Origin of the sequence: Streptomyces sp. NPDC059861 (assembly GCF_042731435.1) — a bacterium.
Taxonomy (GTDB): domain Bacteria; phylum Actinomycetota; class Actinomycetes; order Streptomycetales; family Streptomycetaceae; genus Streptomyces.
In genome coordinates, this window is record NZ_JBHWJQ010000011.1 from 116,926 (window position 1) to 140,301 (window position 23,376).

At 74.2% G+C, this 23,376-nt stretch carries 20 protein-coding genes and 1 pseudogene; 16 read left to right on the forward strand and 5 right to left on the reverse strand.

Annotated features, from left to right (window positions below; all coding sequences use genetic code 11):
* Positions 1-121 precede the first annotated feature (121 nt).
* The 7 genes from ACFV6X_RS12750 (at position 122) to ACFV6X_RS12780 (ending at position 9,140) form a co-directional block, all read left to right on the forward strand.
* On the forward strand, positions 122-1,675 hold the full coding sequence (locus tag ACFV6X_RS12750) for an SDR family oxidoreductase (protein WP_385381682.1): 1,554 nt from the start codon (positions 122-124) through the stop codon (positions 1,673-1,675).
* Positions 1,676-1,808: 133 nt separating this feature from the next.
* Positions 1,809-3,182, forward strand: a complete 1,374-nt coding sequence (locus ACFV6X_RS12755; RefSeq protein WP_385381684.1) for a cryptochrome/photolyase family protein — start codon at positions 1,809-1,811, stop codon at positions 3,180-3,182.
* Between the two features lie 116 nt (positions 3,183-3,298).
* Positions 3,299-4,558: a polyprenyl synthetase family protein gene (locus tag ACFV6X_RS12760; RefSeq protein WP_385381687.1), complete on the forward strand. Its 1,260-nt coding sequence runs from the start codon at positions 3,299-3,301 to the stop codon at positions 4,556-4,558.
* Positions 4,555-6,093, forward strand: coding sequence for a phytoene desaturase (locus tag ACFV6X_RS12765; RefSeq protein WP_385381690.1), 1,539 nt, complete (start codon positions 4,555-4,557; stop codon positions 6,091-6,093). The genes ACFV6X_RS12760 and ACFV6X_RS12765 overlap by 4 nt, the downstream gene beginning before the upstream one ends.
* Positions 6,090-7,091, forward strand: a complete 1,002-nt coding sequence (locus tag ACFV6X_RS12770) for a phytoene/squalene synthase family protein (protein ID WP_385381693.1) — start codon at positions 6,090-6,092, stop codon at positions 7,089-7,091. Before ACFV6X_RS12765 ends, ACFV6X_RS12770 begins: the two co-directional genes overlap by 4 nt.
* Complete coding sequence (locus tag ACFV6X_RS12775) at positions 7,088-8,098, forward strand: DUF5914 domain-containing protein (protein WP_385381696.1); 1,011 nt, start codon at positions 7,088-7,090, stop codon at positions 8,096-8,098. Before ACFV6X_RS12770 ends, ACFV6X_RS12775 begins: the two co-directional genes overlap by 4 nt.
* A 28-nt stretch (positions 8,099-8,126) precedes the next feature.
* Entirely contained in the window at positions 8,127-9,140 is a 1,014-nt protein-coding gene (locus tag ACFV6X_RS12780; protein WP_385381699.1) for a MerR family transcriptional regulator, read from the forward strand.
* Between the two features lie 26 nt (positions 9,141-9,166).
* Here the strand turns inward: ACFV6X_RS12780 and ACFV6X_RS12785 are convergent, their stop codons facing one another.
* Entirely contained in the window at positions 9,167-9,628 is a 462-nt protein-coding gene (locus tag ACFV6X_RS12785) for an RrF2 family transcriptional regulator (RefSeq protein ID WP_385381702.1), read from the reverse strand.
* Between the two features lie 19 nt (positions 9,629-9,647).
* A pseudogene (locus ACFV6X_RS12790) lies at positions 9,648-9,815 on the reverse strand (alpha-N-arabinofuranosidase); the annotation flags it as partial.
* Between the two features lie 216 nt (positions 9,816-10,031).
* On the opposite strand from ACFV6X_RS12790, the gene ACFV6X_RS12795 reads away from it, so the two are divergent.
* Genes ACFV6X_RS12795 through ACFV6X_RS12805 form a run of 3 tightly spaced genes read left to right on the forward strand, consistent with a single transcriptional unit; the run spans position 10,032 to position 13,261 of the window.
* Positions 10,032-10,616, forward strand: a complete 585-nt coding sequence (locus tag ACFV6X_RS12795) for a toxin-antitoxin system, toxin component family protein (protein ID WP_385381705.1) — start codon at positions 10,032-10,034, stop codon at positions 10,614-10,616.
* 58 nt (positions 10,617-10,674) lie between these two features.
* Positions 10,675-11,862 carry an MAB_1171c family putative transporter gene (locus ACFV6X_RS12800; protein WP_385381708.1) on the forward strand — a complete coding sequence of 396 codons (1,188 nt, stop codon included), beginning with the start codon at positions 10,675-10,677 and terminating at the stop codon, positions 11,860-11,862.
* Entirely contained in the window at positions 11,855-13,261 is a 1,407-nt protein-coding gene (locus ACFV6X_RS12805) for an NAD(P)/FAD-dependent oxidoreductase (RefSeq protein ID WP_385381711.1), read from the forward strand. The genes ACFV6X_RS12800 and ACFV6X_RS12805 overlap by 8 nt, the downstream gene beginning before the upstream one ends.
* Before the next feature lie 266 nt (positions 13,262-13,527).
* Here the strand turns inward: ACFV6X_RS12805 and ACFV6X_RS12810 are convergent, their stop codons facing one another.
* From ACFV6X_RS12810 to ACFV6X_RS12820, 3 genes are all read right to left on the reverse strand, one after another.
* Complete coding sequence (locus ACFV6X_RS12810; RefSeq protein WP_385381714.1) at positions 13,528-14,373, reverse strand: SMP-30/gluconolactonase/LRE family protein; 846 nt, start codon at positions 14,371-14,373, stop codon at positions 13,528-13,530.
* On the reverse strand, positions 14,370-15,143 hold the full coding sequence (locus ACFV6X_RS12815) for an IclR family transcriptional regulator (RefSeq protein WP_385381717.1): 774 nt from the start codon (positions 15,141-15,143) through the stop codon (positions 14,370-14,372). Before ACFV6X_RS12815 ends, ACFV6X_RS12810 begins: the two co-directional genes overlap by 4 nt.
* A gap of 212 nt (positions 15,144-15,355) precedes the next feature.
* On the reverse strand, positions 15,356-15,976 hold the full coding sequence (locus ACFV6X_RS12820) for a TetR family transcriptional regulator (protein WP_385381720.1): 621 nt from the start codon (positions 15,974-15,976) through the stop codon (positions 15,356-15,358).
* Between the two features lie 74 nt (positions 15,977-16,050).
* Between ACFV6X_RS12820 and ACFV6X_RS12825 the strand changes: the two genes are divergently transcribed.
* From ACFV6X_RS12825 to cysD, 6 genes are all read left to right on the forward strand, one after another.
* Positions 16,051-16,776: a DUF2993 domain-containing protein gene (locus ACFV6X_RS12825; protein ID WP_385381722.1), complete on the forward strand. Its 726-nt coding sequence runs from the start codon at positions 16,051-16,053 to the stop codon at positions 16,774-16,776.
* Between the two features lie 78 nt (positions 16,777-16,854).
* Positions 16,855-19,200, forward strand: a complete 2,346-nt coding sequence (locus ACFV6X_RS12830) for an MMPL family transporter (RefSeq protein WP_385381724.1) — start codon at positions 16,855-16,857, stop codon at positions 19,198-19,200.
* Between the two features lie 378 nt (positions 19,201-19,578).
* Positions 19,579-20,664 carry a type III polyketide synthase gene (locus ACFV6X_RS12835; RefSeq protein ID WP_385381727.1) on the forward strand — a complete coding sequence of 362 codons (1,086 nt, stop codon included), beginning with the start codon at positions 19,579-19,581 and terminating at the stop codon, positions 20,662-20,664.
* A 72-nt stretch (positions 20,665-20,736) separates the two neighbouring features.
* Entirely contained in the window at positions 20,737-21,864 is a 1,128-nt protein-coding gene (locus ACFV6X_RS12840) for a sulfotransferase family protein (protein ID WP_385381729.1), read from the forward strand.
* Entirely contained in the window at positions 21,861-22,409 is a 549-nt protein-coding gene (cysC, locus tag ACFV6X_RS12845) for an adenylyl-sulfate kinase (RefSeq protein WP_385381732.1), read from the forward strand. Before ACFV6X_RS12840 ends, cysC begins: the two co-directional genes overlap by 4 nt.
* Entirely contained in the window at positions 22,406-23,314 is a 909-nt protein-coding gene (gene cysD / locus ACFV6X_RS12850) for a sulfate adenylyltransferase subunit CysD (protein ID WP_385381735.1), read from the forward strand. The genes cysC and cysD overlap by 4 nt, the downstream gene beginning before the upstream one ends.
* The last annotated feature ends 62 nt before the right edge of the window (positions 23,315-23,376 follow it).

The following is a 23,376-nucleotide window of genomic DNA, read 5'->3' on the forward strand; positions in this document are numbered from 1 at the left end:
GCGGGTGGCCGACGGTTGTGGGTGCTCCGGCCACCTGATCAGCCCAGGCGAAGCCGCACCGCATCCAAGCGGGCCGCCCGCGTGGAAGGTATCCCGGACGCGCCGAAACGGAGGAACGACCATGGACCAGCACGCCACCGAACCGGGGCCGCACTGCCTCGTCACCGGTGCCACGGGGTACATCGGTGGGCGGCTCGTCCCGGAACTGCTCCGAACCGGGCACCGGGTGCGCTGTCTGACCCGGTCGCCGGACAAGCTGCGCGACCACCCCTGGGCGGGCGAGGTCGAGGTGGCGCGCGGCGACGTCACGGACGCCGCCTCGGCCGCCGAGGCACTGCGCGGGATCGACGTCGCCTACTACCTGGTCCACGCGCTCGGCACGGGCGGCGGATTCGAGGAGGCCGACCGGCGGGCCGCGCGCGTTTTCGCGGAACAGGCCCGGGCCGCCGGGGTGCGCCGCATCGTCTACCTCGGCGGTCTGATCCCCGCGGGCGTCCCCGACAGCGAGCTGTCGCCGCACCTGCGCTCCCGCGACGAGGTCGGGCGCATCCTCCTCGCCTCGGGTGTGCCGACGACCGTGCTGCGGGCCGCCGTCATCATCGGCTCGGGCTCCGCCTCCTTCGAGATGCTGCGCTATCTCACCGAGCGGCTGCCGGTGATGGTCACGCCCAGCTGGGTGCACACCCGGATCCAGCCCGTCGCCGTGCGGGACGTGCTGCGGCTCCTGGTGGGCAGCGCCTCGATGCCGGCCTCGGTGAACCGCGCCTTCGACGTCGGCGGCCCGGAGATCCTGACGTACCGCGACATGATGCTCCGGTACGCGGCGGTCGCCGAGCTGCCCCGGCGGCTGATCCTGCCCGTGCCGGTGCTGACGCCCCGGCTGTCCAGCTACTGGGTCGGACTGGTGACGCCGGTCCCGCCGTCCCTCGCCCGCCCGCTCACCGAGTCCCTGCGCCACGAGGTGATCTGCCGCGAGCACGACATCGCCGAGTACGTTCCCGACCCGCCCGGCGGGCCGGTCGGCTTCGACGAGGCGGTACGGCTGGCCCTCCAGCGCGTCCGGGACGCCCAGGTCACCACGCGCTGGTCCTCCTCGGCGCTGCCCGGCGCGCCCAGCGACCCCCTGCCCACCGACCCCGACTGGGCGGGCGGCAGCCTCTACCAGGACGAGCGGGCGGTGCCCGTGGCCGCCTCCCGCGAGGCGCTGTGGCGGATCATCGAGGGCATCGGCGGGGAGAACGGCTGGTACTCCCTCCCGGTGGCCTGGTCGGTGCGCGGCTGGCTGGACCGGCTGGTCGGCGGCGCGGGACTGCGTCGGGGGCGGCGGGACGCGAGCCGGCTGCGGGTGGGCGACGCCGTCGACTTCTGGCGCGTGGAGGACGTCGAGCCGGGCCGTCTGCTGAGGCTGCGGGCAGAGATGCGGCTGCCCGGCCTGGCCTGGCTGGAGCTGTACGCCGAGCCGCTCGGCGCCGGCCGCGCCCGTTACCGGCAGCGCGCCCTCTTCCACCCGCACGGCCTGCTCGGGCACCTGTACTGGTGGAGCATCTCCCCCTTCCACGCGGCCGTCTTCGGCGGGATGGCCCGCAACATCGCCCGCGCGGCGGCGAAGGCCCCGGCCGCACCCGGCGAACCGGCACCACGAACGACACCCGCACGGGGCGGTGAGTCCCGGTGATCCGGCCCGGCCCGAGGTCCTCCAGGCGCCGGAGGTCGACGGCGTCACCTCCTCGCGGTCGGCGCCGTCGGCCGGCACCCGCGGCGTGCCCGCCGCGCTCCTCGTCCCGCGCCCTCATCCCTGGAGCACGCCCATGAACGTGTCCGTCGTTCTGTTCACCGCGGACCTGCGGCTGCACGATCACCCACCGCTGCGCGCCGCCCTCGACGGCTCCCGTCAGGTGGTGCCCCTGTTCGTCCACGACCGGGGTGTGGCGGACGCCGGATTCGCCGTGCCGAACCGGATGGCCTTCCTGGCCGACTGTCTCGGCGACCTGGACGCCGGTCTGCGGGCCCGCGGCGGGCGGCTGGTGGTGCGCTCCGGCGACGTCGTGCGCGAGGTCTGCCAGGTCGCCGCCGAGGCCGACGCCGACGAGGTGCACATGGCGTCCGACGTCAGCGCCTACGCCCACCGGCGTGAGGAGCACCTGCGTGCCGCGCTGGAGGCGGAAGGCCGACGGCTGCACGTGCACGACACGGTCACCACCGCCGTGGCGGCCGGCGCGGTCACCCCGGCCGGCTCGGACCACTTCGCGGTCTTCACGCCGTACTTCCGCCGCTGGTCGGACGAGAAGCTGCGCGGCCCGCTCGACGCCCCGCGCTCGGTGGGAGTCCCCACCGGCGTCGGTTCCGAGCCGCTGTCCTCCCGCCGCAAGGTCACGGGAGTCTCCCCGGGCCTGGCGCGCGGCGGCGAGACGGACGGCCGCAAGCGCCTCACGGCCTGGCTGAACGGGGCCGTCCGCGGCTACGAGGACCGGCACGACGACCTGGCGGGCGACGCCACCTCCCGGCTGTCGCCGCACCTGCACTTCGGTACCCTCTCCCCCGTCGAGATCGTCCACCGGGCCCGCAAGGCGGGCGGTGCCGGGGCCGAGGCCTTCGTACGGCAGCTCGCCTGGCGGGACTTCCACCGCCAGGTCCTGGCCGCCCGGCCCGACGCGGCCACCGCCGACTACCGCGACCGCGCCGACCGCTGGCGCGACGCCGACGAGGCCCACGACGACATCGAGGCCTGGCGCGAGGGCCGTACCGGCTACCCGGTCGTCGACGCCGCGATGCGCCAGCTGAGCCACGAGGGCTGGATGCACAACCGCGGCCGGCTGCTGACGGCGTCGTTCCTGGCCAAGACGCTCTACGTCGACTGGCGGGTGGGCGCCGAGCACTTCCTGTCCCTGCTGGTCGACGGCGACCTCGCCAACAACCAGCTCAACTGGCAGTGGGTGGCCGGGACCGGCACCGACACCCGGCCCAACCGCGTCCTCAACCCGGTCGTCCAGGCCAGGCGCCACGACCCCGACGGGACGTACGTGCGGCGCTGGGTGCCCGAACTGGAGGGCGTCGAGGGCCCGGCCGTGCACGAGCCCTGGAAGCTGAAGGGTCCCGAGCGCTCCGCGCTCGACTACCCGGAGCCGCTGATCGGCCTCTCCGAGGGGCTCGCCCGGTTCAAGCAGGCCCGCGACCGCGGCTGATCGGCGTGAGTACGAGTGTCGCGCACCGGCCGACGTACCCCATTGGCGCATCCGTTCCGGTCGTTCGCGCGGAAGGCATGGACACAGTGCCGCGCCACCGAGGAGAGGACCCCGGCATGCGTGCCAGCCATCCCACGGACCGCCGTGCCGACGCGGCCCACCCGACCGGACCGCCCCCCGCGGCTCCGGCCGACCGGCATGAGCCGTGCCCGGCGGACGGGTTCCGGCCGGCCGCCGTCGACCGGGACGTCTCCGCCGCCGTCGGCCGGGTGCTGGCGCAGGTCCTGGCCGAGCACCTCGCCCGCGCCCGCGCGCTGGACCCGCTCTTCGCCCGCGACGTCGCCGACCGGGTCGCCCGCTTCACGCTGGACGGCGGCAAGCGGCTGCGCTCCCGGCTCGTGTGGTGGGCGATGCGCGCCTGCGGCGGCCGGGACGACGTCGCCGCGCGGGCGGCGCTGCGGACCGGGGCCGCCCTCGAACTGATCCAGACCTGCGCGCTGGCCCACGACGACCTGATGGACGGCGCGGGCACCCGGCGCGGACGGCCCGCCCTGCACGCCTCCGTCGCCGCCCAGTACCGGCGGACCGCGCCGGACGGCAGGGCCGAACGGCTCGGCGAGGCCGCCGCCGTACTCGCCGGGGACCTGGCGCTGGCCTGGGCGGACGATCTGATCGCCGACACCGTGGTGCCGGAACGCGGGTCCCGCCGGGTGCGGGAGCTGTGGCGGGACATGCGCACCGAGATGGTGGCCGGGCAGTATCTGGACGTCCAGGGACAGGCCACCCGCTCGCACGCCGTGCCGCAGGCGGTCCGGGCCGCCACCCTCAAGAGCGCCCTGTACTCGGTGGAACGGCCGATGGCACTGGGCGCCGCACTCGCGGGCGCCGACCCGGCCACGACGGCGTCGCTGTGTGCCGCCGGGCGCTGTGCGGGCCTCGCGTTCCAGCTGCGCGACGACATCGACGACCTGTACGCCGACCCGGACCGCACCGGGAAGCCGCCGGGCGGCGACCTGCGCAACGGCAAGCCCACGTACCTCTTCACCGTCGCCCGCGCGTGGGCCGATGCGGCCGGTGACCTCAATGCCCTCGCGGTGCTGGACGAGGCGCACGGCCGCGCCGACCTGCCGGAGTCCGCCCTGGACCCGGTGCGGCGGGTCCTCGTCACCACGGGTGCGCTGCGGGCCGTGGAGGACAGGATCGGGCGGCTGGCCCGGTGCGCCGTCGGACAGCTGAGAAGTGCCCGCCTCGAACCGACGGGCGGCGCCGAGCTGGAGCGGCTGCTGCTGCGCGTGGCGGGTCTGCCCACCTCGCGGCCGGCCGCCGGGCCGCTGTCCGCGGCCCCCGTCGCCGAGACCGAGGAGAGCGGCCGATGACACGCACCGTGCCGGGACGTACCGACCACGTAGTGGTCGTCGGCGCCGGTCTGTCCGGCCTGTCGGCGGCCCTGCACCTGCTCGGCGCCGGGCGCCGGGTCACCCTCGTCGAGCGCGACGCGCTGCCCGGCGGGCGCGCCGGGCGCCTGACGCGCGCGGGCTACCGCATCGACACGGGCCCCACGGTGCTGACGATGCCGCACCTGGCGGACGAGGCCTTCGCGGCGGTCGGGGACCGCCTCGCAGACCGGGTCGAGCTGATCGAGCTGCGGCCCGCCTACCGCGCGTGCTTCGCCGACGGCAGCGCGCTGGACGTGCACACCGACGGCCCGGCGATGGAGGCCGAGGTCGAACGCTTCGCGGGCCCCGCCGAGGCGGCCGGATACCGTCGGCTGCGCCGCTGGCTGGAGCAGGTCTACCGGGCCCAGATGCGGCGCTTCATCGACCGCAACTTCGACTCGCCGTTCGAACTGCTCACCTGGGACCTGGCACGTCTCGCCGCCCTCGGCGGCTTCGGCAGGCTGGAGCCGGCCATCGGCCGCCATCTGCGGGACGAGCGGCTGCGCCGGGTGTTCTCGTTCCAGGCGCTGTACGCCGGTGTCCCGCCCCGGCGCGCGCTCGCCGCGTACGCCGTCATCGCCTACATGGACACCGTCGCCGGCGTGTACTTCCCGCGCGGCGGGATGCACGCCCTGCCGCAGGCCATGGCGGACGCCGCCGCCGCGGCGGGCGCCGAGTTCCGGCACGGCCAGGAGGTCGTCCGGCTGGAGCGGCGCGGCAGCCGTGTGACCGCGGTGGTGACCGCCGACGACCGGATCCCCTGCGACGCGGTCGTCCTCACCCCCGACCTGCCCGTGGCCTACCGGCTGCTGGGGCGCACGCCCCGCCGCCCGGTGCGGCTGACGCACGCGCCGTCGGCCGTCGTCCTGCACGCGGGCACGGATCGCACCTGGCCCCAACTCGCCCATCACACCCTGTCCTTCGGCGCCCGATGGCACGGCACCTTCGACGAACTCACCCGCGCCGGCAGCCTCATGTCGGACCCGTCCCTGCTGATCACCCGCCCCACCACGACCGACCCGGGCCTCGCCCCGCCCGGCCGCCATCTGCACTACGTCCTCGCCCCGTGTCCCAACACCGACATCGGGCCGGGCGCGGCCGACTGGCATGACCTGGCCCCCCGTTACCGCGACCGGCTCCTCACCGAACTGGAACGCCGGGGACTGACCGGTCTGGCCGCGGCCATCGAGGAGGAGTGCCTGGTCACGCCCGCCGACTGGCAGGCGCAGGGGCACGCGGCGGGCACGCCGTTCTCGGCCGCCCACACCTTCCGCCAGACCGGCCCCTTCCGGCCGCGCAACCTCGTGCGCGGCACGGACAACGCCGTTCTCGCGGGCTGCGGCACCACTCCCGGCGTGGGCGTCCCGACGGTGCTGCTGTCCGGCAAACTCGCCGCCGCCCGCATCACCGGCGGCCCGGCACCGACCCCGCGCCCGCGCACCGACCGCCAGACGACCGAAGGGATCCCGTCATGACCGGCCGAGAGCTCGACGCGGCGGGCATCGCCGACCCGGACCTGCGCTCCGCCTACGCCCGCTGCCGCACCCTCAACGCCCGGCACGGGAAGACGTACTTCCTCGCCACCCGGCTGCTGCCCGTGGCCCGCCGGCCGGCCGTGCACGCCCTGTACGGGTTCGCGCGCTGGGCGGACGACATCGTGGACGCCCTCGGCACCGGCGACACGCGCGGCGACCGGGCACGGCAGCTCGCGCTGCTGGAGGGCCGGCTGGAACGCGGGCTCAGGGAAGGGCACAGCACCGAACCCGTCGTCCACGCGCTCGCGGACACCGCCCGCCGCCACGCCATCGACCATCGGCACTTCACGGACTTCATGGCCGCCATGCGCAGCGACCTGGACGTCACGGACTACGCCACCTACGCCGACCTGCGCGCCTACATGCACGGTTCCGCCGCCGTGATCGGGCTCCAGATGCTGCCCGTCCTCGGCACCGTGGTGCCGCGCACCGAGGCCGCCCCGCACGCCGCCGCCCTCGGCGTGGCCTTCCAGCTCACCAACTTCCTGCGGGACGTCGGCGAGGACCTCGACCGCGGCCGCGTCTACCTCCCCGCCGACCTGCTCGCCGCGCACGGCGCCGACCGCGAACTGCTGCTCTGGAGCCGGCGCACCGGCCGCGGCGACCGGCGGATCACCGACGCGCTGCGGGCCGCCGAGGACCTCGTCCGTGGCGTCTACCGCGAGGCCGCGCCCGGCATCGCGATGCTCGACCCGGCGTCCCGCCCCTGTATCCGTACCGCGTTCGTGCTCTACGGAGGGATCCTCGACGCCATCGCCGAGGGCGGGTACACGGTGGTCCACCGGCGTGCGGTGGTGCCGCTGCGGCGGCGGCTGACGGTGGCCGGCGACGGTCTCGTCCGCGTGCTGCGGGCCCGGGTGGCGGCGGGCGCCGCCGCCCCGCCTGCGCCCGTGAACCCGGTGGTGCGGGCCGCCGCGGTTTCCGAGGAGACCCGGTGACCGCCGGTCGTCGGGGGCGGTTCCCGCTGCGGCTGCGCAGGAACCCGGTGGCCTGGACACACCAGCGGCCCACCTGGCGGGAGGCCCGCCCCGCCGTGATCGCCGGCGCGCTGAAGCGGGCGCAGGCGCGGCCGTCCGGCAACTGGTACGTCGTCGGCGCCACCGCCGACCTCCCCCGTGACCGGCCGCTCGCCCGGACCGTGGCGGGGCGGGAAGTGGTCGTGTGGCGCGACCGCGTGGGGCGGCTGGTGGCCGGGCCCGGCAGCTGCCCGCACCTCGGGGCGCCGCTGGGCGACAGCCCCGTGCGCTGCGGCACCCTCATCTGTCACTGGCACGGCCTGGCCCTGGACGGCGGCCCGGCGGCGGGCTGGGAGCCCCTGCCCGCGCACGACGACGGAGTCCTCGTCTGGGTCCGGCTGGACGACGCCGGCGGCGAGACGCCGCGCGAGGCCCCCGCGGTGCCCGCCCGGCCCGCGCTCTCCGGCGCCGTGCACGCCGTGTATACCGGCATCGGCGTCTGTGAGCCCGAGGACGTGGTCGCCAACCGACTCGACCCGTGGCACGGCGCCTGGTTCCACCCGTACTCCTTCGTGGACCTCACCGTCCTCGACGTGCCGGGTCCGGACGGCGGGGGCGTCGACGGCGACGGTTTCGCCGTCGACGTGTCGTTCAAGGTCGCCGGGCGACTGGTGGTGCCGGTACGGGCCGTGTTCACCGCGCCGGGGCCGCGCACCGTCGTGATGCGCATCGTCGAGGGCGAGGGCGAGGGATCCGTCGTCGAGACCCATGCCACGCCGCTCGGCCCGGACGACCGGGGCAGGCCGCGCACCGCCGTGATCGAGGCGGTCGTGGCAGCCTCCGACCGCCGCGGCTTCGCCGTGGCCCGCGCGCTGGCGCCCGCGCTGCGCCCGCTGGTGCGCGCCGCCGCCGGGCGGCTGTGGCGCGACGACCTGGCGTACGCCGAGCGCCGGTGGCTCCTGCGTTCGACCGGCCGTTTCCCCGGCTGACCCGGCGCCAGCGCCGTAGAGTTCGCACATGGCACGGGAGAGGGAGCCGGTCCCCGAGGTGGGTCTGACGACCGGCGCCCTGGCCCGGCGGCTCGGCGTCTCGCCGACGACTCTGCGCTCCTGGGACCGCCGGTACGGGGTGGGCACGGAGGTACGGACCGAGGGGCGGCATCGCCGCTGGTCACCGCGGGACGTGGCGGTACTGGAGGCGATGTGCCGGCTGACGTCGGCGGGAGTACCGCCCGCGGAGGCCGCCCGTGCCGCGCGCGCCGGCGCCGGCGTGTCCGCGACGGCAGCCGTGTCCGCAACCGCACAGGACGGCCCGGACGGCGGGAGTCCCGACGGCGACGGCCGCTCCCATGCCGCCGGTGCCCTCCCGCTGGGCGACGTGCGTCAGGAGTGCCGCGGCCTCGCCCGGGCCGCCGTACGGCTGGACGCCCCGGCGGTGGACGACCTGCTGACCGCCGCCGTCGACCGGCACGGCGTCGTCGGCGCCTGGCACGACGTCATGATGCCGGTGCTGCACGCCGTGGGCCGCAAGTGGGAGACGTCGGGCGACCGGTACGTCGAGGTCGAGCATCTGCTGTCCTGGCACGTCTCGACCACGCTACGCCGGGCCACGCGGCGGGTGAACCCGCCCGCCCCGCCGCCGGAGGCGGTCCCCGCGACCGCCCCGGGTCCGGTCGTGCTGGCCTGCGTGCCCGGGGAGCAGCACACCCTCGCTCTCGAAGCCCTCACCGCGGCGCTGAGCGAGCGCGGCGTGCCCACCCGGATGTTCGGCGCGGCCGTGCCGGCGGAGGCGCTGACCGCGGCGGTGCGACGGCTCGGCCCTCCCGTCGTCGTCCTGTGGGCGCAGGCCCGCAGCACGGCGAGCACCCCCCTTGCGGCGCACGTCGCCGGGACCCGCTGGGGTGCCCGCGGCGCCCGCCGTCGTCCGCTGGTCGTGCTCGGCGGCACCGGGTGGGCCGGTTCCGCGCCGTCCGGGATGCCGAGGCCGGGCGGTCTCGGCGAGGCGCTGGAGCTGGTGTCCGGCGGGTACTAGGGCCCGTCGTCGACCCCCGGGTGGGCTCAGGTGGGGTTCTCCCAGGACGCCGGTTCGGCCGCCAGTTCGCGTACCGGCTCCGGGAGCGCGTTCGCCGCGATGTCCGCGACCGTGACCCCTTCGAGGATCTTGCGCACGTTCGCCCGCAGCGCGATCCACAGCGGCAGCAGCGGCTCCGCCGAGCCCTGGTACGCCAGCCCGGTCGGGCGCTCGCCGCGGACCGACACGATCGGGCCGTCGACGGTCCGGATGATGTCGGCGACCGTGATCGCCGACGCCTCGCGCGCCAGCCGGTAGCCGCCGCTGCCGCCGCGCCGGCTGTCGACGATCCCGCCGCGCCGCAGATCTCCGAGGATCCCCTCCAGGAACTTGTGCGGGATGTCCTGCGCGGCGGCGATGGCCTCCGCCTTCACCGGTTCGCCGCCCTGCCGTACGGCGAGTTCGAGTACCGCCCGTACCGCGTAGTCCGCCCGTGCCGAGATCCTCATACATCCATTGTGACCGCCGCTACGCCAGCCGGATCACGTTCCAGGACGGCGGCTCCGGTGCGGCCGTCAGCCGGCCGTCCGCGAGGGACGTGCCGGTGACGGGGTGCGGGGTGACGCGGTCGGGGTCGGTGAGCGTGTCGCGGGCGTCGGGGTCGGCGTCCGCGAGCGCGCTGTGCTCGAGGACCTCGCCCCGGCCGTGCCGCGACGCCTGCCGCCCGGAAACGCGAACAGGACCGTATTTTCGGAGGAGTTGCGCGTCAACGGTGCGCGGCGATGGGTCGCGCACGACTTTCGGCGCCCGGTGATCGTTCTCGGTTGAAACAACGGTCGCGGGACCGCATGACGCGGACACATCCGGCCGCGTAGTCTCGAACCGCTCGTCGATCGGTGGTGAGGGGGTGCGATGGATCTCGCTGCGCTACGGCGCCGGCGGCGCGGCTCGGCCATGCGCGCGCTGGCCGCCGAACTCGGCACCGCCCTGCGGACCCGCCCCCGTCCCCCCGCCGACATGCACGAACTGTGCCGGGCGCTGTGCGAGGCGATGAGCACGCTGCGCGGCGGGCGCCCCGTCGAGTTGCGCTTCGAGCGGTTCCCCGACGAGATCGAAGTGACCGGGCTGTGGGTGGAGTTCGAGGACTTCGACCTCGTCATCGTCGAGGAACGCGCCGAGGCGGTTCAGCAACTGGTCATTCTCGGCCATGAGTTGTGGCACATGTACGCCGGGCACGGTCATCAGCACGTCGTCGGGGCGGCCGCCGCGCACGCCCTCGCGGACCGCTCCGGCCGGCAGGGCACCGCCCTCGTGGTCGCCGCCCGCAACGGCTCGCGCCGACGGGAGGAGGCCGAGGCCGACGAGTTCGGCCACCGGCTCGCCGCGCTGTTGCGGCCCCTCGCCGGCGGCGACCGCGGCGGCAGCCACGACATCGGTTCGCTCGACCCCGTACAGCGTTCCATGGGCTACCGCGGACGAAGGGGTGCGCAGCGGTGACGAACGCCTACGGCGTCGCCGGCGGTCCCCCGCGGGTGATCTCTTCAGCGAGGTGCACATGACCTTCTGGCTGCCGGCCCTCGTACTGACCGCGGCCCTGGCGATCAAACTGCCCAGCATCATCAAGATGTGGCGGGACCCGCTGCTGCGTGCCGTCGGTGGTCTGCTGCTGTTCGCGTGCGCCGTGTTCGTCTTCGCGGCCCCGAAGACCATCGCCTGGACGAACCGCGTGACCGGAGTGCCCAACATCTCCGCGCCCTGGGTGTACTCCCTGCTCACGGCGCTCTGCGCGTCCTGGCTGCTGCTGATCATCGCCTGGCGCAACGGCCTGACCGACCGCGCGAACCGCACACGCCGCGCGGTCCGTTGGGTCGTCGCCGTCTACGCCGGCGTGATCGTCGCCCTGTGGGTGCTCTTCTGGCTGGCCGACGCGCCCGTGGAACGCCTGCGCGACCTGGACACGTACTACGCCACCACCCCCTTCATGCGCGAGCAGATCATGCTCTACCTGACCGCGCACACCGTGGCCTGCGCGATCACGGCCCGGCTGATCTGGAACTGGATCCGCACCGAAGGCCTCGACGCCTGGCTCCGCTGGGGCCTGCGGCTGCTGGGCGTCGGCTACGCGACGAACCTGTTCTTCGACGCGTCCAAGCTCACCGCCATCGTCGCCCGCTGGACCGGCCACGACCTGGACCGGCTGAGCACCGACGTCGCGCCGGTGGCCGCCTGCGTCTCCGCCACCCTGGTCGCGGTCGGCTTCATCGTCCCGCACGCCGGCCAGTACCTCCAGGAGCACTGGCGTGTCCGGGCCCGCCACCGGCAACTGCGCCCCCTGGGCCTGCTGATGCGTTCCGTCACCGACGGCCGCGAGCCCTTCGCCCCGCACGCCCCCGCCGAACTGCGCCTGATCCGCCGTGAGACGTTCATCCGTGACGCGCTGCTCCAGCTCTCCCGTCATCTCGACGAGGACCTGCGCGCACGGGCGTACGAGGCGGCCCTCGACCTCGGGTTCGAGCGCGGCCGGGCGCAGGCCCTCGCCGCCGCCGTGACGATCCAGGACGCCGTCGCCGCCCGGGAACGGTCCCGGGACCACTGCCGGAGCGCCCCTCCCTCGGAGCCGGACAACACCTACCTCCTCCGGGAGATCCACGCCGTGTCCCAGGCCCTTCGCAGTTCCGACGAGATCAAGGCGGTCCGCGCCCGCGCCGCCGCCCCGGCAGAGAGTGTGTCCGCGCATGACTGAACCGTCCCTCCCCGCCAGAACCGCCGTCGTCCTGGGGGGATCCCACGCCGGCATGCTCGCGGCGCGCGCGCTGGCGGAGTTCGCCGACCGGGTCGTCGTGGTGGAGCGGGACGTGCTGCCCGAGGGACCCGCGCCCCGCAAGGGCCTGCCGCAGGCGCGGCACGCCCACATGCTGTGGTCGGGCGGCGCGCGGGCGGTGGAGGCCCTGGTGCCGGGTGTCACCGAGGCCCTGCGGGAGGCCGGGGCGCGCCGGCTGCCCGTCACGACGGACATGGTCGCCCTGTCCCGGCAGGGCTGGTTCCGCCGCTGGCCCGAGTCCCACCACGTGGTCCTGGCCGGCCGGGACCTGCTGGACGCCACGATCCGCGCGCACGTCCTCGCGGACCCCCGGGTCGAGGTCCTGCAGGGCACACAGGTGGTGGGACTTGAGGGCACCGCGGCGGCCGTCACCGGGGTCCGGGTGCGGGGACGCGACGCCGGCGAGGAGCGGGTCGTCGGGGCGGGCATGGTCGTCGACGCCACCGGGCGCGGCTCGACGGCCGCCCGCTGGCTGACCGACCTGGGACTCCCCACGGCCCGGCAGCGCAAGGTGGACCCCGGCCTGGCGTACGCCAGCCGGCTCTACCTCGCCCCCGAGGACGCCCGTTCCGGCTTCCCGGTCGTCAACGTGCAGTCCGACCCGCGGGACGGCGGGCCGGGCCGGGCGGGCTTCCTGCTGCCCATCGAGGACGGCCGGTGGATCGTCACCCTGTCCGGCACCCGTGGCGGCGAACCCTCCCCGGCGACCGGCGACTTCGCGCGGTTCGCCCGCGAGGACCTCCGGCACCCGCTCATCGGCGATCTGCTGGAACGGGCCGAGCCGCTGTCCGAGGTGTCGTTCACCCGCGCCACCGTCAACCGCCGCTACTACTACGAGCGGATGCGGGCCTGGCCCGAGAACTTCACCGTCCTCGGCGACGCGCTCGCCTCCTTCAACCCGGTCTACGGGCACGGCCTCGCGGCCGCCGCACAGAGCGCGCTGCTGCTGCGCGACCTGACGCGGCGCCACGGCTGGGCGGCACCCGGGCTGTCCCGCCGGGTCCAGAAGGCGCTGGCACGGCCGGTCGGCGCCGCCTGGGACCTGGCCATCGGCCAGGACGTGTTCTACCCCGGCGCCACCCCGGACGGCCCCACGCTGAGGGACCGGCTCGTGGCCTCGTACGTCGACCGGCTGATGTACACGGCCACCGGCAACGGCCGGATCGCCCGCCGGGTGACCGACGTGACCTCGCTGGAGCGGCGCTCGGAGGTGCTGCTCGCCCCGTCGGTCCTGCTGGCGGCGGCGCTGGGGCCGCTGCAGCCGGCCCTCCCCGGCCCCCCGTTGACCAGCGAGGAGCGGAAGGCCGCGGGGCTTCCCTAGGCCCTGACGGTCCCGCGGGCCGGGCTCGTGCGCCGGTAGCCGGACTCCAGTTGGGAGCGGTGACGAAGGACGGAGCGCTGCTCCCATTCTGGTGTGGTGGTCATCGCCACAGCTTCGCTGAAACACCCGTTCCCACCAAGCGCGTTCGGGCACGCCCGGGGCGCAAGCCGAACTTCCCACGCGCGCCCGGCCCCATGAACTCCCTTTGCCGGGACGCTTCCCACCTCACGCAGGCGTGCTGGGCCGGCCCCGGGCGCATCCCGCCCCTAGCCCGCGAACGCCGGCTGGGCCACGCCGGATCCGGTGTCGGGGAGGACCAGCAGTGAGCCGGACAGGGGGGACGGGGCCGTCAGGCCGGTGCGGGCCGTGGTGACGTACAGGTCCGTCAGGTTCGCGCCGCCGAAGGCGCAGGCCGTGGGGCGGGGGACGGGGAGCCGGAGTATCCGGTCCAGCTCGCCGGCCGGCGTGTAGCGGCGTATCGCGCCCCCGTCCCACAGGGCCACCCACACACAGCCGTCGGCGTCGACCGTGAGGCCGTCGGGGAATCCGGCGCCCTCCTCGATCCTGACCAGGGTGCGGCGGTGCGACACCCGTCCGTCGGCGTGGTCGAAGACGTCGATCCGGCGGGTCGGGGAGTCGACGTAGTACATGAGGCGGCCGTCGGGGCTCCAGCCGGTGCCGTTGCTCACCGTCACGTCGTCGAGGACGACCTCCACCGAGCCGTCGGGCGCGACCCGGGCCAGCGTGCCGCCGCCCGGCGCCTCGTCGTAGCGCATGGTGCCCGCCCACAGCGCGCCGTCGGGCGCCACGGCGGCGTCGTTGGCGCGGCGGCCGGGGACCGGGTCGTGATGCAGCCGGCGGAAGGTGCCGTCCGGGTCCAGCAGGCCCACTCCGTCCCGGAGGTTGAGGACCAGTCCGCCGCCCGCGCGGGGCTTGGCCGCGCCGATGTGCTGGTGCGTGGTGCGGGTCGCGCGGCGGCCGGTGGCGGGGTCGTAGGTGTGCAGCCGGCAGCCCAGGATGTCGATCCAGATCAGCCGCCCCTCCCGCGCGTCCCACGTCGGGCCCTCGCCGAGCGTCGCCTCGGCCCGTACCGCCACCTCGTAGGCGGTCATACGGCGCTCCGGTGGCCCAGCCGCTCCGACAGCTCCGCCGCGCCCTTCACGGCGAGCTGCTCCAGCTCGGCGCGGCGTTCGTCGCTCCAGCGGATCATCGGCACCGAGATGGACAGGGCGGCCACCACCTGGCCGGTGCGGTCGCGGACCGGCGCGGCGACGCAGGAGACGTCCGGGTTGGACTCCCGGCTCTCCACGGCGACGCCCCGCTGCCGGATCCCGGCGAGGGCCTCGCGCAGGGCCGCCGGGTCGGTGATGCTGTTCCGCGTCATCGCGGCCAGCTCGGCGCCGTCGGGGACGCGGGCCGCGAGCTCCGGCTCGGGCAGGGAGGCCAGCAGCATCTTGCCGACGGAGGTGCAGTGGGCGGGGAGGCGACGGCCGGCCGCGGAGACCATGCGCACGGCGTGCGTGGAGTCGACCTTGGCGATGTAGATGACGTCCGTGCCCTCCAGGATCGCCACGTGCACCGTCTCGTCGCAGGTCTCGGCGACGGACCGGGCGACCTGCTGACCCTCGGCGGCGAGGTCGAGCTGCTCGGCGTAGCGGCTGCCGAGCTGGTAGGGCCGGACGCCCAGCCGGTAGCGGCCGGGCTGGCCGGGGACCTGCACGATGTACGACCGGGCGGCGAGCGTGGTGACCAGCTCGTGCACGGTGGTGCGCGGCAGCTGGAGCTTGCGCACGATGTCGGGGGCGGAGAGCGTGCCGTCCCCGTCGAGGAAGAGCTCCAGGATGTCGAGAGCCCGGGTCACGGCAGGTACGAGGCGTCCCACGGCCGGCTCCCTCCCTTGCGTTCTGAGACTTGCGTCTGCGGCTTACGGCTGGGTGTGCTGTTGGCTTGAGCGGTGCGTCGTCCCGGGCCGCGTGTTCGAAATTTCAACATGCGGTCGGAATGGCGAACACAGGCTACTCATGGAGTGTTTGCCTGGGCAATGGCCTTGCAGGGGCCGATGGCCTTGCAGGGGCCGGGTGGGGTGCCGGGGACTCAGCCCGTGCGCAGGTGACCGAAGGCGGTGCGCAGCAGCTCCTCGGCGACGGCCAGGGTGCGCTCCCCTTCCGGCAGGGCCGCGTACGCGAACAGCGCCGACCGGATCGCGCCGACCGCGGCCCGCGCGAGCACCGCGGCGCGCAGGGACGATGCGGCGTCGGGCTCGTGGCGCGCGAGCCGCTCCCGCACGGCCTGCGCGAGCTCGGTCTCGAACTGGCCGAGAACCGGCAGGAACTGACGCACCGGCTGGCCGGGGAAGCGCTGCGGCGGGCCGCTGAACATCAGGCCCACACCGCCGTCGGAGACGAGATCGAGGGCCGCGCCCAGCACGGCGGCGTAAGGGTCCTCCTCGGCGGGCCGGGCGATCACCCGGGCCCGCATGACCGGGGCGAGGTCCAGCGTCTCGTCGAGGACGAGGTCCTCCTTGGAAGGGAAGTAGCGGAAGAACGTCCGCTCGGTGACCCCGGCCGCCGCCGCGATGTCCCGCACCGTGGTCCGGGCGTACCCGCGCTCCTCGAACATGCGGTGCGCCGCCTCCTGGAGCGCCCTGCGCGTGGCCGCCTTGTGCGCCTCGCGCCGGCCGCGAGGCTCGGCGTGGGGAGTGTCGAGGGTTGCCATGTGAGGAGTATCGCAGGCGGAAAACCGACGGTACAGAATCTGTCAGTCATGACAGTTTGGCTATGCTGTCAGTCATGACACTTTTTCGCAGGGGGCGTACGGTCCACGCGGGGACCTCACGGCGGGCCCGGCTGGTCGCCCTGGGCGTGGCCGCGGCGGTGCTCGCCGCGGCGGGCGTCGCCGAGGCGGTGGCCCGCGACCGGGCGGCCGACCGGCTCGCGGACCGTATGGAGCGCCGGCTGCACACCACGCTGGACGTCGACTTCGGCCCGACTCCCGTGATGGTGCAGCTGGCCCGCGGGGCCTTCCCCCGGGTCGAGGTCTCCGGCGAGGGCGCGACCTTCCGCCGGTTCACCGGGGTGGATCTGCACGCGGAGCTTGACGACGTGGTGCGCACCGGCGGCGGACTGTCGGTGGCCGACTCCCGGGTGAGCGCCGAACTGACGGACGCCGCCCTCGCGGACGCCGTCGCCACGATGACCGGCGGCGCGCTCGGCACCGCCGCCGTCACCCCCGATCCCGGCGCGGGCGAACTCGTCGTGCACGCCGGGCCGGCCGGTCGGATCTCCGTCGGTTTCCGGCCGGTACTGAGGGAGCGGGGCATCCGCATCGAGCGCACCGCGGTGAAGGTCGGCGACCGCACGATCCCGGACGCGCTCGCCGCCCAGTTCCTCGGCGGGGCCCCCCGGGAACTGGACCTGTCCGGGCTGCCGCTCGGCCTGAAACCGGAACGGCTCGCCGTGACGTCGACCGGGCTGCGGCTGGAGCTGACGGGAGGCAGTACGACCGTGAAGGCCTGAGGCCCACCCGTCGTAGCCCTTCACCGAAGCCCCCGCCCTCCCCCACCGCACTGCCACTACTGCACGAGGAGCATCTCCGTGGCGACTTGGCTCTATCGGCTCGGCCTCGGCGCGTACCGCCGCCGGCGGCTCGTCCTCGCGGCCTGGCTGGCCGTGCTGGCCGGTGCCGTCTGCGCGCTGGTCGTCGTGGGCGGCAAGCTCGACAACGAGTTCACCATTCCCGGCTCCGAGTCCCAGCGGGCGCAGGACACGATGGCCGAGGACTTCCCGGCGGCGGCCGGGACCAGCGCGCAGATCGTGTTCACCGCGCCCGAGGGACGCAAGGTGAGCGAGCCTCGCACCGCGCAGGGCATCCAGCGCACGCTCACCGCCGCGCAGGACGCGCCGCAGGTCGCCGCGGTGATCCCGCCGGACACGGCCGGGACCGTGACGCCCGACGGGCGGACCGCGCTGGCGCAGGTCAACTACGACGTGAGCCGGTCCGCCCTGGACGACGGCACGCTCGACGCGCTGGAGGAGACCACACGGGCCGCCGAGGAGGCGGGACTCGAGGTGTCCGTCGGCGGTCAGGCCTACGGCAACGGGGTGCTGACGCCCAGCGTTCTCGAACTCCTCGGTGTGGTCGTCGCGTTGGCGGTGCTCGCCCTCACCTTCGGCTCGCTGCTCGCCGCCGGGATGCCGCTGCTGACCGCGTTCGTCGGCGTCGGCACCGGGCTCGCCGGACTCCTCGCGGTGTCCTCGGGGGTGACGGTGTCGTCGACCGCGCTGAGCCTCGCGCTGATGCTGGGGCTGGCCGTGGGGATCGACTACGCCCTGTTCGTGCTCTCCCGGCACCGCACGCAACTGGCCCAGGGGATGGACCCGCGGGAGTCCACGGGGCGGGCGGTCGGCACGGCGGGCAGCGCGGTGGTGTTCGCGGGAACGACGGTCGTCATCGCGCTGGTGGGGCTGCTGGTCGTCCGTATTCCGTTCCTGACCGTCATGGGCCTGAGCGCGGCGGCGGCCGTACTCATCGCGGTGCTGGTCGCGGTGACGCTGCTGCCGGCCCTCTTCGCCCTCGCGGGATCCCGGCTGACGCCACGCCCTGACTCACGGGCGGCGCGGCGGGCCGCGGCCGCGGCGGGCGGCGCCGCGAGCCGGCGCGGAGAAGGAGACACACGCGGCGACGCGAGCGGCCGGGGCGGGGAGCGCGAGCACGCCCCGCTCAGCGGCGCCTCCGTCGACGGCGCCTTCGCCGACGGCCCCTCCCCCGGCGAGCCCCCGTCGGTCATGGGCCGACGCTGGGCCCTTCTCGTCACCCGGCGCCCCCTCCTCGTCGTCCTCGCCTCCGTCGCCGCCCTGGTGACCCTCGCCGTTCCCGCCGCCGATCTGCGTCTCGCCCTGCCCGACAACGGCAGCGCGGCGCACGGGACGTCGCAGCGCGAGACCTACGACACTGTCGCCGGGACCTTCGGGCCGGGATTCAACGGGCCGCTGCTGGTGCTGGCCGAGGCGGACGTCCGGGGTGAGGCCGGGCGGCGGCAGGCAGCCGCCGTGGGCGGGCGGTTGGGACAACTGCCCGGGGTGGTGAAGGTCGGGCAGCCGCAGTACGCCCCGCGGTCCGGGCGGGCGGTGATCCAGGTCGTGCCGGACGGCGGCCCGCAGGACGAGTCCACGCAGGAGCTGGTGGACGCCATCCGCGGCGACGCCGCCACGATCGAGCGGGAGACCGGCGCCGCCGTCTCGGTCACCGGCACCACCGCGATCGGCATCGACGTCTCCGACCGGCTGAGCGCCTCCCTGCTCCCGTTCGCGGCCGTGGTCGTGGGCCTGTGCCTGGTGCTGCTGCTGCTCGTCTTCCGGTCACTGGTCGTGCCCCTCAAGGCGACGGCCGGTTTCCTGCTGTCGGTGGCGGCGTCCTTCGGCGCGGTCGTGGCGGTGTTCCAGTGGGGCTGGCTCGCGGGCGCCCTGGGTGTGGCCAGTACCGGACCGGTCGTCAGCTTCCTGCCCATCGTGCTGATGGCGGTGCTGTTCGGACTGGCGATGGACTACGAGGTGTTCCTGGTGTCCGGCATGCGCGAGGAGTGGGTGCGCACCGGGCGCGCCCGGGACGCGGTGGTCGACGGCGCCGGGCACGCCTCACGGGTGGTCACGGCGGCGGCGCTGATCATGTTCTTCGTCTTCGCCAGCTTCGTGACCACGGAGGACGCCATCGTCAAACCCATCGCCTTCTCCCTGGCGTTCGGCGTGCTGGTGGACGCCTTCGTGGTGCGGATGACGCTGGTGCCGGCGGTTCTGGCCATGGTGGGCCGCGGCGCCTGGTGGCTGCCACGGCGACTGGACCGGCTGCTGCCCGACCTCGACATCGAGGGAGCCCGGCTGCGCGCCGACCCGCACAGAGAACCCGTACGCCCACTGACCGAAATCAAAGCCGGCTCTGGCTGAGATACCCGGGATAAAAACCGGCACCGGCCTGCCTCTCGCGTTCACCGAGAGGCAGGCCGATTATTTTCGTCGTCAATTGTTTCCGCCGAAGAAATTAGCGGCGGAATATTTGATTCCAGTGAAGCGCATGTGCTTGACTGAAGGCATCGAATCGACATGCGGTTCGAACGGGGGAGAGCTGACCACTCTTTCTTCAGTCTTCGTACGCCCTGACGGCGTACTTCACCGAGCGCCACTCCGACGGTCTGGCCTGCGCAAAGACGCCCGGGCCGACCGCACATCGGCACGCACGATTCCCTCTCCCGTCATTCGCCGGAAGCGGCCGTTTTCCGCTGCCCGAAGCTGGACCGAAGCTGACCCGAAACAAAGGAATCAGGCATGCATATCGAAGAGAAAATCGCTCCTGCTCGTCGCGCGATGCGTACCGCCGCCCGCCCGGTCATCACCGGCTCCTCACATTCTTTTCCAGGTGCCCCGAGCAGCCAGGACGAGCTGTGGCAGGACTTTTTCCTGGAGCACTACGACGGTTTTCCGCTGGCCCGCCGGATATTCGAGAATTCCGGTATCAGCTCCCGCTCCACGGCCGTGGACCCGCGCGCCGAGAAGGAGGTGTCCGGCTGGAGCACCGGACAGCGCATGAACCGCTACATCGAGGAGGCCGTCCCGCTCGGCAGGCGCACGGTCGCCCACGCCCTGGAGTCCGCCGGCCTGGCCCCGCAGGACGTGGGCCTGCTGGCCGTGGCGTCCTGTACCGGCTACACCACGCCCGGGCTGGACTTACGCCTCGCCGACGAGCTCGGCATGAGCAGCAAGGTCCAGCGGCTGTTCATCGGCCACATGGGCTGTTACGCCGCCGTCCCGTCGCTGGGCGCGGTCTCCGACTTCGTCGCCTCCCGAGGCCGCCCGGCCGTGCTGCTGTGCCTCGAACTCACCTCGCTGCACGTCCAGCCGCCCACCCGCGACATCGAACAGATCGTGGCGCACGCCCTGTTCGCCGACGCGGCCGCCGCCGTCGTCCTGGAGCCCGACGCGGACAGCGGCTACGAGGTGATCGACGTCGTCGCGGTCACCGACCACTCCACCGCCGACCACATGAGCTGGCAGATCACCGACCTCGGCTTCAAGATGGGCCTGTCGCCCAAGGTCCCGGACGTGCTCGCGCAGCACGTCGGCGAGGTGGTCCGCGACCAGCTGCTCGCCCCGCACGGGCTGACCCCCGACGAGGTCACCGGCTGGGCCGTGCATCCGGGCGGCAAGCGGATCCTGGAGGTCGTCGGCGAACGTCTCGACCTGCCGGCCGGCGCGCTGGACGCGTCGTACGGCGTCCTCGACGAGTGCGGCAACTGCTCCTCGCCCACCGTCCTTATGGTCCTCGAGCGGCTGCCCCGCACCGACGGCCCCGTGGTCGCCATGGCCTTCGGCCCCGGCCTGACCCTCTACGCGGCCCTGCTGCGCCGCACCTGACGCCTTCGACGCACCTTCCCGGCACGACCCCACGGACACCACCCCAAGGACGCACGGAAGGAACAGCTGCACATGCCCACCGCGACCTCACCGGCCCCGGGCCAGGTCTTCGTCACCGGCACCGGACGCTGCGGCTCCACCCTGGTCTCCGAGCTGCTGCGCGAGCACCCGCAGGTCCTCAGCCTGTCGGAGCTCTTCAACCACCTCACGGACATGTACCGGATCACCGCCCGGGTCTTCCCCGAAGGCCCCGTGACGGCGGCGGAGTTCTGGCGGATCCTGTCCTCCCGCAACACCGTCAACAAGCTCCTGACCGCCCACGGGCTCGCCCCCGAGGAGGTCCTCTACCGCACCGCCCCCGGCACCCGCTTCCAGGCCGCCGACGGCGTCCCGGCGATCCTCCTCACCACGCTGCCCCACCTCACCGGCACCCCCGACGAGCTGTACGACGAGCTGGAGGCGGCCGTCGCCCGGTTCCCCGACGCCGGGGCCGGCGCGCACTACCACCGCCTCTTCGGCTGGCTGTGCACCCGCTTCGGCAGGTCCCTGTGGGCGGAGCGCAGCGGCGGCTCGCTGATCCTCGCCTCGCAGTTCCGTCAGCACTTCCCCGACGCCCGGTATCTGCACATCGTGCGCGACGGCCGGGACACCGCCCTGTCGATGAGCCGGCACACCGGCTTCCGGATGGCCGCGGTGGTGATGGCACTGCACCTGACGCTCGGTCACGATCCGTACGCCGAGCAGCCTGCCCTCGACGCCGAGCGGGACCTGGGCTTCGTGCCGGAGGAACTGCTGCCCTTCCTGCCGGAACGTTTCGACGCCGACGCGGTGCGCGACTACCGGGTCCCGGTCCCGCTGTTCGGCACCTACTGGGCGGACGAGATGCGGCGCGGCATGACGGCGATGTCCGCGCTGCCCCGGGAGAACGTGCTGCACCTGTGGTACGAGGACCTGCTCGCCTCACCCGAGGAATCCCTGCACCGCATCGGCGAGTTCCTCGGCGACGGTTTCCTGGACGAGGACTGGGTGGGCCGGTGCGCGGCCAAGGTGGGCGCGCCCTCGTCGTCCTGGCGGGATCTGCCCGGCGCCGAGCGGGAGGAGCTGGAGCAGGCGTGCGCCCCCGGCTTCTCGGTGCTCGCCGCGCACGGGGTCGCCCCCCTGGCCGGCGCGGCGGCCCCGGCGGCGAGGAGCGGCGCATGAGGACCCCGCCGACCCAGGGCGCCACGGTCTGGCTGACCGGGCTGCCCAGCTCCGGCAAGACGACCCTGGCGCAGGCGCTGGCCAGCCGGCTCACCCGAGAGGGACATCGCGTCGAGGTGCTCGACGGCGACGAGATCCGCACCTTCCTCAGCGCCGGCCTCGGCTTCACCCGCGAGGACCGCGACACCAACGTGCAGCGCATCGGACTAGTCGCCGAGGTGCTGGCCCGCAACGGGATCCTGGTGCTGGTCCCGGTCATCGCGCCGTACGCCGACAGCCGCGAGGCGGTCCGCAAGCGGCACGAGGCGAGCGGAACGCCGTATCTGGAGGTGCATGTCGCCACCCCGCTCCAGGTGTGCGCCGTGCGCGACGTGAAGGGCCTGTACGCGCAGGCCCGTGCCGGGAGGCTGTCCGGGTTGACCGGCATCGACGACCCCTACGAGCCTCCGCGGTCGCCGGACGCGAAGGTGGAGACGCAGCTCCAGTCCGTCGCCGAGTCGGTGACCGTCGTGCACGGGCTGATGACGCGGCGGGGGCTGCTGTGACCGCCGTGGCCGCCCGGCTCACGCACACCGACGTGCTGGAGTCGGAGGCGGTGTACATCTTCCGCGAGGTGGCCGGTCAGTTCGAGAAGCCGGTGCTGCTGTTCTCCGGCGGCAAGGACTCCGTCGTGATGCTGCACCTGGCGCTGAAGGCGTTCGCGCCGGCGCCGCTGCCGTTCGCGCTGCTGCATGTGGACACCGGGCACAACTTCCCGGAGGTGCTCGCCTACCGGGACCGTGTGGTAGCCACCCATGGGCTCACCCTCCATGTGGCCTCCGTACAGGACTACATCGACCGGGGTGTGCTGCGCGAGCGGCCCGACGGCACCCGTAATCCGTTGCAGACGCTTCCGCTGCTGGAGGCGATCTCCGGCGGCGGCTTCGACGCGGTGTTCGGCGGCGGGCGGCGCGACGAGGAGAAGGCCCGGGCCAAGGAGCGGGTGTTCTCGCTGCGCGACGAGTTCGGTACGTGGGACCCGCGCCGCCAGCGGCCCGAGCTGTGGCAGCTCTACAACGGCCGCCATCTGCCCGGCGAGCACGTGCGGGTCTTCCCGCTCAGCAACTGGACCGAGCTGGACGTGTGGCAGTACATCGCCCGCGAGGCCGTCGAGCTGCCGTCCCTCTACTTCGCGCACGAGCGCGAGGTGTTCCTGCGCTCCGGCATGTGGCTGGCCCCCGGCGACTGGGGCGGCCCCAAGAACGGCGAACCGGTGGAGAGGCGCCGGGTGCGCTACCGCACCGTCGGCGACATGTCCTGCACCGGCGCGGTGCTGTCCGAGGCGTCCGGCGTCGACCAGGTGATCGTCGAGATCACCGCCTCCCGGCTCACCGAACGCGGCGCGACCCGCGCCGACGACCGGCTGTCGGAGGCCGCGATGGAGGACCGCAAGCGCGAGGGGTACTTCTGAGATGACCGCCGATCTGACGGCTTTCGGCCACCCCCCGCATGTCACCGCCGCCCTGATGATGC

Bases quoted from the DNA above. Each gene is read 5' to 3' on its own strand.
- ACFV6X_RS12765 (WP_385381690.1), top strand. From the start codon at position 4,555: ATGACACGCACCGTGCCGGGACGTACCGACCACGTAGTGGTCGTCGGC.
- ACFV6X_RS12810 (WP_385381714.1), bottom strand. From the start codon at position 14,373: ATGACCGCCTACGAGGTGGCGGTACGGGCCGAGGCGACGCTCGGCGAG.
- ACFV6X_RS12770 (WP_385381693.1), top strand. From the start codon at position 6,090: ATGACCGGCCGAGAGCTCGACGCGGCGGGCATCGCCGACCCGGACCTG.
- ACFV6X_RS12825 (WP_385381722.1), top strand. From the start codon at position 16,051: ATGACACTTTTTCGCAGGGGGCGTACGGTCCACGCGGGGACCTCACGG.
- ACFV6X_RS12780 (WP_385381699.1), top strand. From the start codon at position 8,127: ATGGCACGGGAGAGGGAGCCGGTCCCCGAGGTGGGTCTGACGACCGGC.
- ACFV6X_RS12795 (WP_385381705.1), top strand. From the start codon at position 10,032: ATGGATCTCGCTGCGCTACGGCGCCGGCGGCGCGGCTCGGCCATGCGC.
- ACFV6X_RS12755 (WP_385381684.1), top strand. From the start codon at position 1,809: ATGAACGTGTCCGTCGTTCTGTTCACCGCGGACCTGCGGCTGCACGAT.
- ACFV6X_RS12800 (WP_385381708.1), top strand. From the start codon at position 10,675: ATGACCTTCTGGCTGCCGGCCCTCGTACTGACCGCGGCCCTGGCGATC.
- ACFV6X_RS12750 (WP_385381682.1), top strand. From the start codon at position 122: ATGGACCAGCACGCCACCGAACCGGGGCCGCACTGCCTCGTCACCGGT.
- ACFV6X_RS12785 (WP_385381702.1), bottom strand. From the start codon at position 9,628: ATGAGGATCTCGGCACGGGCGGACTACGCGGTACGGGCGGTACTCGAA.
- ACFV6X_RS12840 (WP_385381729.1), top strand. From the start codon at position 20,737: ATGCCCACCGCGACCTCACCGGCCCCGGGCCAGGTCTTCGTCACCGGC.
- ACFV6X_RS12805 (WP_385381711.1), top strand. From the start codon at position 11,855: ATGACTGAACCGTCCCTCCCCGCCAGAACCGCCGTCGTCCTGGGGGGA.
- ACFV6X_RS12835 (WP_385381727.1), top strand. From the start codon at position 19,579: ATGCATATCGAAGAGAAAATCGCTCCTGCTCGTCGCGCGATGCGTACC.
- cysC (WP_385381732.1), top strand. From the start codon at position 21,861: ATGAGGACCCCGCCGACCCAGGGCGCCACGGTCTGGCTGACCGGGCTG.
- ACFV6X_RS12820 (WP_385381720.1), bottom strand. From the start codon at position 15,976: ATGGCAACCCTCGACACTCCCCACGCCGAGCCTCGCGGCCGGCGCGAG.
- ACFV6X_RS12760 (WP_385381687.1), top strand. From the start codon at position 3,299: ATGCGTGCCAGCCATCCCACGGACCGCCGTGCCGACGCGGCCCACCCG.